Raw genomic sequence first — 11,854 nt, 5'->3', positions numbered from 1 at the left:
GCTTGGTTGCTACACAACAAAAAGCCGCCCCGCAATGCGGGGCGGCCTGACTACTTCAGCTACGCGAAAGCGTTAGCGGCAGTTCGCCGGGAGATACTTCTCCGCGATCGTCGAATTGTCGCATGCCCACGACACCGTGCCGGTCGTGCTGTCGTAGGTCGGGGTCAGGACCAGGTTGCCGGCGGCGGCAGTCGGCAGCGCGCCTGCGCCCGTACGACCGGCGACAGTGATCACGCCGTTGGCGCCCACGCCAAGGCTGGTGATGTACTGCGACGAGTTGTTCGCGCAGCCGGCCTCGGAGATATCACCCGGAAGGGCGTTCATCGTCTGGGCGTACTCGGAGACCGAGGCTTTGCACGCAGAGGCGGCGGTGACCAGCTCGGTGACCTTCGAGCGGGTCACGTAGTCCTGGTAGGCCGGAATCGCGATGGCGGCCAGAATGCCGATGATCGCGACGACGATCATCAGTTCGATCAGCGTAAAGCCCTGTTGCTTCTTCATGAAGAACTCCAAAGAGTTTGAATGGTGGATGCACCAGGAACGTCTCCCTGTGCGGTTTTTTGTGGAGCATGGCTCGTGCCAAGGATTTGCTGCACCGCACATGCCGGCGATAGCTGGGTTTGCACAGAGGTTTGGGTATTTTTTACTGTCCCGTGTGGGCAGGTGTGGTCGGTAACTGACATGTTTTGTCAGTGTCGTCGGCTCAGTACGTGACCGCGTTGCCGTGATGGACCCTGGATCTGCATGGACTCCGCCTGTGCGATTCACCGGCGATCACGCACTCACGACGTTGGGTCGCTTGTCGCGGTACTGGCCACGCGTATCGACGATCACCTTGGCGTGTGCCTTCAGGAGAGCGTAGTCAACCGCCCTGTGGTTGGTCGCAACGAGCACTAGGTCATAGCTCGCGATCCCGTTGGCGGTCAGTGGCACGCTGTGGTGGTCGTAACGACCGCGTCGGATGGGGGGAATGAACGGGATATGTGGATCGTGATAGTCCACGACGGCACCGCGGTCTTCGAGCAGGTCGAGCAGCTCCAGCGCCGGTGACTCGCGCAGATCATCCACGTCCTTCTTGTAGGCGATGCCGATGATCAGCACGCGCGCGCCGCGGATGGCCTTGCCGGCGTTGTTGAGCGCTTCGGCGATCTTGTGCAGCACCCAATGCGGCATGCCGCTGTTGATCTCGCCGGCCAGTTCGATGAAGCGGGTGTGTACGCCGTACTCGCGCGCCTTCCAGGTCAGGTAGAACGGATCGATGGGAATGCAGTGGCCGCCCAGGCCGGGGCCGGGGTAGTAGGGCACGAAGCCGAAGGGCTTGGTGGCGGCGGCATCGATGACTTCGAAGATGTCGATGCCCATGCGGTCGGCAACCATCTTGAGTTCGTTGACCAGGCCAATGTTGACGGCGCGGTGGATGTTCTCGAGGAGCTTGGCCAGCTCCGCGACCTTGGTTGAGCTGACCGGCACGACTTGACTGACCGCAATGCCGTAGAGCTTCCGCCCGAGTTCAAGGCATGCCGGGGTGCATCCACCGACAATCTTGGGGATGTTATGCGGACCGAAGCGCGTGTTGCCGGGATCCTGTCTCTCGGGGGAGAAGACGAGGAAGACGTCCTGTCCGACCTTGAGCCCCCCTTGTTCGAGCAGGGGTCTGAGTTCCTCGTCAGTGGTGCCCGGATAGGTGGTGCTTTCCAGTGACACGAGTTGCCCGGGGCGCAGGCCGCGCGCGATTTCGCGCGTAGTGTTGAGCACGTAACTCAGGTCGGGTTCGCGATGATGATCGAGCGGTGTGGGCACGCAGATGATCAGCGCGTCGGGCTCGCTCAGCCGCCCGAAGTCGGCCGTGACTTGCAGGCGGCGGGCGACGGCAGTGGCAATGTCGTCGTGCGGCAGGTAGTTGATGTAGCTCTGACCGGCCCGCAGCTTGTCGATCTTGGCGGGGTCAATGTCAAAGCCCATGACATTCAGGCCACTGGACTCGAACTGCAGCGCCAGCGGCAGGCCGACATAGCCCAAGCCGATGACGCCGATGGTGGCGCTGCGATCATCGAACTTGCAGGCCAGTTGTTGGGCGGAGGTGGGTGCGATGGACATGGATACTCTCAGCGATCGGTTGATAGTCCCATCGCCTCGGCAGCCCCGGCGAGGCGTCGGTCGCGTGTCCAAAGCGTGCAGCCCGGGGTCAGCCGCGCCGCTGCAAGGAGATGCACATCAACCAGCCCCAGGCCGCGGCCATGGAGGCCTTGTCGGTCGATCAGGCCCAGGACCTCGTCTTCGGTGGCGATGTTCGCCTGGGGCAGGTTGCTGAGTGCGGACAATACCTGCTTGCGTTGTCGTAGATTGCCCAAGGCCAACTCCCCGACGACAAAGGGATGGCATAGCACCAAGGCAGCGATCAGGCGCATTTCCAGCAGGGCATCTCCCCTGCGTAAATGGTCGATCCAGATCGAGGTATCGACAAGGATCACGGCGCAGGCTGACGCCGCCTCGGAGTCGGGGTCAGGCCAGGCTCGGTGCCGCCCAGGCGTGCGAGACGGCGGGCACTTTCGCGTTCGATCAGCGCCTTGAGCGCTTCCCGAACCAGTGCCGACTTTTCCTGCAAGCCAGTGAAGGACTGCGCTTTCGCAAGCAAGTCGTCGTCAAGGGCCAAGGTTGTGCGCATGGGGGTAGTCTCATGGTATCGGCACGGATACTAGCACCGAGTGATGCGCCAAGTGATGCATCAGATTGATGCGTGTGGCATGCCCTTGATCCGAGGCGGCATGACGCTGCCCGCGCACTCGGCGAGAATGCACGGCATCAACTTCAAAGGGACCTCTCCATGAACGAGCGCGTGCGCATCGACCGGCACGACGGCATTGCCGAGGTGGTGATGAACCGCCCGGATGCGATCAACGGCCTCGACTACGAGATGTTCACCGGGCTTGTCGGCGCGGCACGTGCGCTGGGGCGGGACCGCTCGGTGCGGGCGGTGATCCTGCGCGGCGAGGGGCGCGGCTTCTGTGCCGGGCTGGATTTCAAGTCCTGGGGGCGGCAGCGCGGGCGCATGCTGCGCAGTTTCATGAAATGGGGCGTTAAGAAGACCAATCTCTACCAGGAGGCCGGCTATTGCTGGCGGCGGCTGCCGGTGCCGGTGATCGCGGTGGTGCACGGCGTGTGCTACGGCGGCGGCATGCAGATCGCGCTCGGTGCGGACTTCCGCTTCGCCGCGCCGGATGCGGACCTGTCGATCATGGAGGCCAAGTGGGGCCTGATCCCGGACATGAGCGGCAGCGTGACCCTGCGCGAGTTGCTGCCCATGGATCAGGCGATGCGGCTGACGATGACCGGCGAGCGCTTCAGCGGGACGCGGGCGAAGGCGCTCGGCCTGGTCACCGAGGTGAGCGACGATCCGCTGGCGGCGGCGCGCGCGCTGGCGGCCGAGATCGCCACGCGCTCGCCCGACGCGGTAGCGCTGTCCAAGCGCCTGTTCCACAGCAGCTGGACGGTGCCGGAGCGGCGCGCCTTCCGTGTCGAAAGCGCGCTGCAGCTCAAGCTGCTGCTCGGCGCCAATCACAAGGAAGCGGTCAGGGCCAACATGGAGAAGCGCGCACCCCGGTTCGCGGCGCGCTCGGTGAGGTGAATCAGTGAGCATGTATCCCGACGACGGGCCGCGTAGCGGCGAATACATCCCCGGCGGCCGCAGTGCCGGCGCCGGCTGGCAGACGCGCGTGCAGTTCATCCGTGTGCCCGCGATCCGCGCGATCGGCTTCGGCTCCTCGCTGGCGATTGCGGTGAGCTACGTGCACAACGAGTCGATCGGCTGGGCGATCGTGCACGGCCTGCTGTCGTGGCTGTTCGTGATCTACGCTGCGCTGTTCTACTGAGCCGGAGGAGTCTGGCCGTCTGGACGCTGGCGTTGGCCGTTTACAGGTGGCGAACGGCCGTGATCAGAGCTGTGACGGCCAACGTCGCCGGCCGTGAAAGACCCGCAGAATGTCGACGTGTTGGCCTCGAACCCGGTACGGCACGAGGTAGGGCGTGCCCGGTACGACGAGTTCCCGCGTTCCGGGCACCCTGCCGGGGCGCCCCAGTCCGGGGTGGTCCGCCAGCAGGGCCACGGCATCCTCAATAAGAGCGACCATTCGGGCGGCGGCGGCCGGATCATCCTGTGCGATGTAGTCCGCTTCCTCCCCAAGGTTGCGCAGCGCCCGGCTGAGCCATCTAACCTGCACGACGACGCCAGTCTGCGAAGAAGCGCTTCACCTCGTCGTCGGCAGCAAATGCCCCGCGGTCCGCTTCCCCGATCGCCGTCCGGATTTCGCTGACCTGCCATTCGTTCAGCTCGACGTACTCGCGAATCGCTTCGGCAGCGAGAAAGGATCGGCTGCGTTGTGTCGCCTCGGCGAGCTTGTCCAGACGGTCCTTGGTGTCGTCTTCGAGGCGGATGGTCATCGTTGTGGACATGCGTGCGGACCATGGATGTGAGGCAATGTACACAGGCTATCACAATCGCCTTCATAGACTGGCCCGGAGCGACGTGAAGTGGCCGCGGCCTGTCGCGCGGCTGGGAAACCCTGATCTAGCTTGGCCTACATGAACAGGCCGGACAGCGGCCCGGTGCCGTGGCCGGTATAGCCAAAGCGGTCGATCGGAATGCCGGCGGCATTGCCCAGCGATACCAGCAGCTTGGCGTGGGTGTCGCCGTCGCCGCCGTTGGCGGTGCGGTAGTCGAGGAAGCGCCCGGGCTGCAGGCCGCCGCCGCGGCCGGCGAGCACGAAGGGCATGTCGCGGTGATCGTGCCGGGCGGAGTGGCCCAGTTCCGAGCACAGCAGCACCAGCGTCTCGTCGAGCAGGCTGCCCTGGCTGCCGGGCGCGTTCTTCATCGACTGCAGCAGGTAGGCGAACTGCTCGCAGTACCAGCGCTTCCAGGTGACGAAGGTCTGGACCGACGCGGCGCTGTTGGCGTCGAAGTGCGAGCTGTCGTGGTGGCGCTGCGAGGTGCCGATCTGCGGCAGGCTGGTGGGACTCACCGCATGCGAGAACTGCAGGGTGATGCTGCGCGACAGCCCGCATTGCAGGGCGAGCACGGCGAGATCCATCTGCAGACGCGCCATGCTGTCGAACTGGTCGTCGCGGTTCCAGTACGCCGGGTAGCTGTTGTAGCCCGCCGGCACCGACCAGCCCTGGCTGTTCCAGTCCGGGTTGCCGCAGACACCGCCCGAGCCGGGATCGGCGGCGAGAATCCGGTTCTCCAGCGCGCGCAGGGATTCGGTGTGGCGGTCGAGCTTGTCGCGCTCGGTCTGCCCGAGCCGCGATTGCAGCCGGCCGAGATCGGCCTGCGCGGCATCGAGCACCGAAAGCTGCCGGCGCGCCTCGGGGTCGCTGGGGCTGCCGGGGGCGCCGAACAGCCGCTCGAAGGCGCGCAGCGGGTTGTCCTCCGGGACGATCGGCTGCTCGCTGCCGAGATAGGAGACGTAGCCGGCACCGTTCTCGTGCGTGGAGGCGATACCGAGGTGGATCGAGGCGTGCGCGCTCTGCTCGCGGTAGTACTGTCCGACGAAGACGTCGAGCGAGACGTCGTTGGTCGCCGTGAGCACCTTGCGGATGCCGCCCTCGTGCGTCGAGCCGCCGGCATACATGTTGAGGCCGCGCAGGAACACCAGGTCGTTGCGGTGCGCGGCGAGCGGCTGGGTCATCTCCGGCAGGGTAAAGCCGGTGGTCGAGCCGCTGGGATGCCAGTGCTCGGGCGAACAGCCGTCCGGAATGTAGACGAACAGCATCCGCGCCGGGCTGGCCGCGGCGGTCTGCGCGTGCGCGCTGCGTACGAGCAACTGCGCCAGCGGCAGGCCGGCCAGGCTGCCGTGGACGAGGCCGCGCAGCAGGCGGCGGCGGTCGTGGCGGATCATGGCGTGCCCCGGCGCAGGATGAATTCGTCGCTGCCGACCCAGTCGGTGATCAGCGCCTCCAGCTTGTAGCCGCTGTCGGCAAACCGCGCCTGCAGTTCCTCAAGCTGGCAGCGGTCGGCGTCGGTTTCGACGTAGCCGTGGCTGTAGCGGTAGTACTGCGTGACCGCGCACTGCTGCGCCGCGGTGGTGCCGGCGAGGATCTGCGCGAGTTCGCGCGGGCCGCGGAAGGGGTCGCGCGTCTCGGTGCTGAGGCCCTCGCGGGCGTACAGCTCGCCGCTGTCGTCCACCGGCTGGCCGTTCTCGGTGCTGCGGTAGCCGCCGGCGCCGTCATAGCGTTCGAGCCCGAAGCCGGTGCCGTCGATGTAACGATGACAGGCGGAACAGCCCGGGTCGGCGGTATGGCGGGCGAAGCGTTCGCGCGTGGTCAGGTTCGGATCGAGGCCGGGCGGCGTCGTGTCCACGTCCGGCGGCGGATCGGGCAGGTCCTGGCACAGCAGGCGTTCGCGCACGAACACGCCGCGCTTGATCGGCGAGGACTCGTTCGAGTGCGCGTGTGCCGCCAGCACCGCGCCCAGGCCGATCAGGCCGCCGCGCTGCGTGCCGGCGGGCTGCTGCACGAAAGCGGCATCGGTTGCTGCGCCGGGCAGGCCGTAGTAGTCGCGCAGCGGCCCGTTCACGAACACGTAGTCCGCGGTGTACAGCTCGGTCAGCGTGCCGTCGGTCGAGTCGAAGGCCACATGGTTGACGAAGCGCGACAGCTCCTCGGCCATCGCGCGGCGCACGTCGTCGGTCAGACGCGGGAAGATCTCGGGGTCCTTGAAGCTGCCGAGCAGGTAGCCGGTGCCGAGCCACTGCGTCGCGAAGTCGGCGAACTGCGTGCGTGCGCGCGGGTCGGCCAGCATCCGCTGCGCCTGCTGCCGGCGTTCGTCCGCATCGCCCAGCCGCCCGGCCGCGGCCGCGTCGAGCAGGGCCTGGTCCGGCACGCTGCCCCAGATCAGGTAGGACAGGCTGCTCGCGGTCTCGTAACCGTCGAGCCGGTAGCTTCCGCCGCCGATGTCGGTGCCGGTCTCGCTGCGGTAGAGGAAGGCCGGCGACCCGAGCATCGCTGTGATCGCCAGCACCATGCCCTCGTCGAAGCCGGGCGACAGCTCACCGTCGAACAGGTCCACCAGCGCGTCGCGCTCGGCGGCGACCAGCGGGCGCCGGAAGGCGCGCAGGCCGAACTGCTCGACGAAACGGCGCGCACAGTCGGCTTCCGACGGGGCGCAGGGCAGCAGGGCGTCGCGACGTTCGGCGACGGCACGCTCGGCGATCGTCCTCGCCGCTTCGAGATACTCCTCGGCATGACGTTCGGTGACGACGGCGACGCGCGCGTTGTTGTCGTAGCCCTGGACCAGCGCCTCCACCGGCAGGTTGGCCGTGAAGTCGCCGTCGAGGCCGGTCAGGTCGCGCACGCTCTGCGCGTACTCGCGGCGCGTGAGCAGACGCAGCAGCCGCGGCGCCGCCGGCTGCTCGGCGCAGGCCACCGGATCGCCGCCGCCGTTGCCCGGGGGCGGCGTCTCGACGACGCAGCCCGCGGCCTCGAGTCGCAGGTCGGTGGGCACGTCAGCGGTGCCGCCGTGCGTGCCCTGGAAGCCGAAGGTGACGCTGGCGCCGTCGTCGATTCCGGCGTTGTAGCTCTCCGGCAGCGCGGTCACCGCCGCGCCGGACTGCGCGAGAACGGTGTTCCAGTCGTTGGTGACGACCTGGTCGTTGGGGAAGGTGAAGCGCACTTCCCAGCCGTCGATGCGTGCGCCGCTGAAGTTGTGGATCGTCACTTCGCCGACGAAGCCGGTGTTCCAGACGCTGGGGTACTTGAACTCCGCGCTGCACGTGGCCTTGGGCGGCGGCGGTGTGGCCGTGGGGGTCGCCGTCGGTACAGGCGTCGGCGTGGCGCCGGGCGGTGGTGTCGATGACGGCGTCGGCGTCGGTGTGCCGCCGGGCGGAACCGTCGAGAAGCCGTTGAGGATGTAGGCAGCGACGTCGCGCGCGCAGGACTCGTCGCAGGCGCCGGGATTGCTCATCGGCATGGTGTCGCGGATGCGCGGCCACAGGCTGTCGAAGCTGGCGCAGCTCGGGCAGCTCGTGGTGTTCGTCAGCGCCGGGCCGACGCCGCCCTGGCCGCTGCCGCCGTGACAACTTGCGCACTGCTGCGCGTAGCGCTGTGCACCGCGCTGCAGCGTCGCCCCCAGATCGTCGCCGCCGGGCGTCGGCGTGGCGGTCGGCACCGGCGAGGTCGTGGGCAGCGGCGTCGGCACGCCGTCCGGCGGATTGCCGTTGCCGCTGTAGTCGCCGCTGCAGCCGGCGATCGTCGCCAGCACCAGACCGAGCAGTCCCGCACGGCAGCCGTGCGCTCGCGGTCCTCGACCGCGCGTCGTGATCACGCTCATGTGCGAACCGCGGTGCCGCCCCTGATGGCCCTGACGAGGCCGCGAGCATGTCACCGCGCGGGGGCGCAACTCAAGCGCGCCCCCGCGACGGTCGCACCGGTGGTGCGCGAACGACGACAGCCGGCGGTCAGTCGCTGCTGCGCACCGTGACCCGTGTGGTCTCGCGGGCGCTGCCGCCGCGTCCGTCGCTGACGGTGACGCGCAGTACGACATCCCGGTTCGCGCAGGTGTCGGTCAGCGTCAGCTCGGTACGGGCTGCCTGCGCGTCGTCGATGCCGGCGATGCAGTCGCCGCCGTCGATCGCCTCCCAGAGGAAGGCGAGTTCGTCGCGGTCGGGGTCCGCGGCAATGGCTGTGAGCGCGACGCGGCCGCCCGGAGGGGCCTGCGCGTCCTGCAGGGCGTTGACGAATGGCGCGAGATTGCCGCGCGCGCCGCTGGCGACGTCCGCCGGCACGTAGCCGCGCGCGAAGCACGGACGATCGCCGCAGACGTTGAGATAGCGGTTCTTGCGCAGGAAGGCTTCGCGCTGGATGCCGCCGGCGACTTCGGCGCGCGGATCGGAGTGCGGGTCGCGCCCCTCTCGCGGCGGCACGTTGGTGGCGGGAGGCTGACCGGTCCCCGGGTTGTCCTCGTTGTCCGGGTTCAGCGGGCCGATGTCCCAGATGACCATCACCGTTCCGCTTTCGCCGTCGACTGCCGGGCGGATCAGCGCGAAGGGATTGACGCTGGTGTGGCGGCCCGGTTCGGTGCCCGGCAGGTGCACGGCGCCATCGAAGCTGCGGCTCATGACCTCGGGGGTGACGTCGGCCACCTGGTGATCGCCGAAGGCGACGTTCAGGATCGCCTCGTGGTTCGGCGTCGGGTGCCCCAGTGCGATGAACGCGTCGGGACGTCGCAGGTGATTCACGTAGCCGTTGGTCTCGCCGCGATCCCAGAGCATCTGGATGAAGGACAGGATGAAGCTCTGGTCGAAGGAGTTGGGGTAGGAGGCGTAGAGCAGGGCTCCGTAGGCATCGAAGTCGACACTGCGGCGCAGCAGCGTCGAGTAGTTCGCGCCGGGCACGCCGAGCGAGCCGCGGGTGATCTCGGTGCTGGTCGCCACGACCACGCCGCCCATGATGCCGCCCTGGCTGTTGCCGTCGTAGACGACCTCGGTCGCATCGAACACCGGTCGTCCGTCGGCCGTCTGGAACGCAGGGTCGGATGCCAGTCCGTCCGGGTGCTTGATCAGGCGCGTGAGCACGTGCCAGTTGACCATGCCCTGCTGGGCGCGGTCCGGCAGCGTCGGGAAGAAGCTCATGTCGAGCAGGAAGGTGAGCACGCTCGGCACATCGCGCGAGGCCATGCCCACCCAGTCGATCGCGCAGTGCATGAAGTTCTGGTCACGCAGGCGCCGCGTGCTGCCGCCGCCGACCTCGCCCTTGCTGCCGAGCAGGCCGTGACCGTAGAGCGTCGGCGTCGCGGGGCGCAGCCAGGTGTCCGCGTCGTCGAAGCTGCCGACCGCCGTGCGCGGAATCTCGCACTGGAAATCGAAGGACTGCGTCGGCTGCAGCGGATTGACCGTCGGCAGCTCGTTGGCGCCGCTGCCGCCGTCTGCGTAGTAGAGGCGCGACAGCGGCAGCTGACCGAGCTCGATCAGCAGCCCGGTGGCGTCGGCGGCGGTGCCCAGCAGATCGCCGAGCAGCGGCAGGTCATTGCCGCCGAGCAGCTCGCCCAGGGATTCGAGCTGTGCGCAGTAGTCCACCAGTTCACTGACCGGGGGCAGCAGGTTGTCGCAGATGCCGTCGGGTATCGTCAGGAAGTTGGGGACGGTGTAGCGGCCGTAGACGCGGCGGATCGACTCGCCCTCGGCGAAGTCGACGACCTCGGTGATCTCGAATGCCGGCGCGGCGTCGCCGAGTTGCGCCAGCGCGGTGTCGCGCATGTGCAGCACGCGGCCGGCGAGGTTGCGGGTGCTGGCGACGGTGAAGTCCCAGGCCATGTACAGCTCGTCGCGGGCGACGCCGTGCTGCTGCAGGCGCGCGAACAGGTCTTCCATGTGCGCGCGGCGCGCGTTGACCTCGTCGATCGCGCTGACGTGGTTGTCGCGGAAGACGCGGAACGCGGCCGGCGCCTCGATGCGCTCGCCATCGGCGGTCTTCAGCCCGCGCAAGGCGACGATGTAGCGATGGCCATCGCGGAAGTTTTGCGCCGGCCGCATCAGCAGGGCCGGGGGATCGATCTTCAGGGCGTTGTTCGGCGCCAGCGTGTCGTGCAGGGTCTCGCCCAGCGCAGCGAGGATCGGCTGCAGCGTCAGCGTGCAGCCGTCGCCGAGCCCGGCGATCACCGCATCGAGATTCGCGAGCGCGTCGTCGACACCGAGTTCGCCGGCGACCAGTCCGGCCGTGCCGAAGACGCTCGACGGCAGATCGCACAGGGTCTGCGCGGTTTCGCTGGCGTCGATCTCCACCCAGATCGGGTGGCGCTCGCCGGTATCGGCATCGATGACCAGGATCGGCGCGTCGTCGGCCAGCGAGGCCTTGATGTCGGTGACGTTGCCGATGCCGCTGACGGCCGGGTCGAGTCCGGGCACGTAGGTGACCATCAGCTGACCGGGAGAGAAGCCGTCGTTGCGGTTCCATTCGTCCGGCCGCAGCGGCAAACCGGCGAGATTGCGCGGCATCGCGGCGAGCGGCAGGTCGACACGTCGTCCGGTGTCGGTGCTTGCGTCGGCGACGGTGAAGAAGTCGTTGGGCCAGGGAAACAGGCAGTAGGCGGATTCGAGGAAGTCGCAGCCGCGTGCGCGCGTCTGCGCCACGGCGTCGCCGAGCAGATCGTCCAGGGAGTCGTTGCGCGGCGGCGGTTCGCCGATGGGCGTGCTGCTCGATCCGCAGGCCGCCAGCAACAGTGCCGATGCCAATACCCATCCGCGCCGCAGGCGCAGGCCGTGATGCGGGGCCGCCATGCTCTCCTCCGATGGTCTCGAAGCGTTGTTGTGGTGCGCGCGACGAGGCGCGCTGCGGCCGGAAGATTACAGGCTCGTGACGATCGCGGATTGTGAATTCCCGCCAATCACCCGGACCGGCCCGAGGCTCGGCCGTCGGGCGCGACCCGACATCCTCACCGCTTGTCGGTCCTGCGTCGCCGCCCGGTTTTGCGGACCGATCAGCGGCCGCGAACGTCCCGCGAACGGCCTCATCTGCCGGCGTGGCTTGCCGTCAAATGGTCGTACGCCACGGTTCTGGCAGGTGCCAGGAGGACACAGGGATGACCATCGCGACCAAGACTCGTCGGATTCGGACAGCCGCTGCGGGTCATGCTTTTCCCGAAAGCCTGTTCGACGGCCTGCAGTACTGCACCGCGCGACTGCTGTACGCGCTGCTCGGTGCGGTCGGGGTGGTGATGTGGGTGCTGATGCAGCTTCCGCTGGGTTCGCGTGCCCGGAGCACGCTGGTCACGACGATGGCCGGCTGCGTCGGCATGTTCGCACTCGGTTGGCGGCTGCTGTCCGAACAGGCCGCGGGCCTGCGGCGCAGCCGCGCATAGGGCGCCGAA

At 68.0% G+C, this 11,854-nt stretch carries 12 protein-coding genes; 3 read left to right on the top strand and 9 right to left on the bottom strand.

Annotated elements, in window-relative coordinates:
- Nucleotides 1-72: 72 nt before the first annotated feature.
- The 4 genes from C8D93_RS10730 to C8D93_RS10715 all read right to left on the bottom strand — a co-directional run bounded on the left by C8D93_RS10730 (nt 73) and on the right by C8D93_RS10715 (nt 2,665).
- Nucleotides 73-501 (bottom strand): pilin, encoded by a 429-nt coding sequence (locus C8D93_RS10730; protein ID WP_110265344.1) that lies wholly within the window; start codon nt 499-501, stop codon nt 73-75.
- Nucleotides 502-774: 273 nt separating this feature from the next.
- The gene (locus tag C8D93_RS10725) at nt 775-2,097 is read right to left on the bottom strand and encodes a nucleotide sugar dehydrogenase (RefSeq protein WP_110265197.1); all 1,323 of its coding nucleotides are present in this window, start codon (nt 2,095-2,097) and stop codon (nt 775-777) included.
- 8 nt (nt 2,098-2,105) lie between these two features.
- Entirely contained in the window at nt 2,106-2,471 is a 366-nt protein-coding gene (locus C8D93_RS10720; protein WP_110265196.1) for a type II toxin-antitoxin system VapC family toxin, read from the bottom strand.
- Nucleotides 2,468-2,665 carry a type II toxin-antitoxin system VapB family antitoxin gene (locus C8D93_RS10715; protein WP_110265195.1) on the bottom strand — a complete coding sequence of 66 codons (198 nt, stop codon included), beginning with the start codon at nt 2,663-2,665 and terminating at the stop codon, nt 2,468-2,470. Before C8D93_RS10715 ends, C8D93_RS10720 begins: the two co-directional genes overlap by 4 nt.
- A gap of 159 nt (nt 2,666-2,824) precedes the next feature.
- Here C8D93_RS10715 and C8D93_RS10710 point away from each other — a divergent pair, with 159 nt between their 5' ends.
- Both C8D93_RS10710 and C8D93_RS10705 read left to right on the top strand, forming a co-directional pair.
- Nucleotides 2,825-3,625 (top strand): crotonase/enoyl-CoA hydratase family protein, encoded by an 801-nt coding sequence (locus C8D93_RS10710; protein ID WP_110265194.1) that lies wholly within the window; start codon nt 2,825-2,827, stop codon nt 3,623-3,625.
- A 4-nt stretch (nt 3,626-3,629) separates the two neighbouring features.
- Nucleotides 3,630-3,869, top strand: coding sequence for a hypothetical protein (locus C8D93_RS10705; RefSeq protein WP_146216568.1), 240 nt, complete (start codon nt 3,630-3,632; stop codon nt 3,867-3,869).
- A gap of 63 nt (nt 3,870-3,932) precedes the next feature.
- On the opposite strand, the gene C8D93_RS10700 is transcribed toward C8D93_RS10705, so the two are convergent.
- The 5 genes from C8D93_RS10700 to C8D93_RS10680 all read right to left on the bottom strand — a co-directional run bounded on the left by C8D93_RS10700 (nt 3,933) and on the right by C8D93_RS10680 (nt 11,264).
- Complete coding sequence (locus tag C8D93_RS10700; protein ID WP_110265192.1) at nt 3,933-4,217, bottom strand: type II toxin-antitoxin system RelE/ParE family toxin; 285 nt, start codon at nt 4,215-4,217, stop codon at nt 3,933-3,935.
- On the bottom strand, nt 4,207-4,449 hold the full coding sequence (locus C8D93_RS10695) for a CopG family ribbon-helix-helix protein (RefSeq protein ID WP_110265191.1): 243 nt from the start codon (nt 4,447-4,449) through the stop codon (nt 4,207-4,209). Before C8D93_RS10695 ends, C8D93_RS10700 begins: the two co-directional genes overlap by 11 nt.
- Nucleotides 4,450-4,574: 125 nt before the next feature.
- A complete protein-coding gene (locus C8D93_RS10690; RefSeq protein WP_110265190.1) occupies nt 4,575-5,891 on the bottom strand; it encodes a DUF1552 domain-containing protein in 1,317 nt (438 codons plus the stop codon).
- Nucleotides 5,888-8,320: a DUF1592 domain-containing protein gene (locus tag C8D93_RS10685; protein ID WP_170123989.1), complete on the bottom strand. Its 2,433-nt coding sequence runs from the start codon at nt 8,318-8,320 to the stop codon at nt 5,888-5,890. The genes C8D93_RS10690 and C8D93_RS10685 overlap by 4 nt, the downstream gene beginning before the upstream one ends.
- 127 nt (nt 8,321-8,447) lie before the next feature.
- Complete coding sequence (locus C8D93_RS10680; RefSeq protein ID WP_110265188.1) at nt 8,448-11,264, bottom strand: hypothetical protein; 2,817 nt, start codon at nt 11,262-11,264, stop codon at nt 8,448-8,450.
- A gap of 302 nt (nt 11,265-11,566) precedes the next feature.
- Here C8D93_RS10680 and C8D93_RS10675 point away from each other — a divergent pair, with 302 nt between their 5' ends.
- A complete protein-coding gene (locus tag C8D93_RS10675) occupies nt 11,567-11,845 on the top strand; it encodes a hypothetical protein (protein ID WP_110265187.1) in 279 nt (92 codons plus the stop codon).
- Nucleotides 11,846-11,854: the final 9 nt, after the last annotated feature.

Origin of the sequence: Sinimarinibacterium flocculans (assembly GCF_003201205.1) — a bacterium.
GTDB lineage: Bacteria > Pseudomonadota > Gammaproteobacteria > Nevskiales > Nevskiaceae > Solimonas > Solimonas flocculans.
Note: the sequence above shows the minus strand (reverse complement) of the source record. Positions and strands in the feature narration are given on the sequence as shown.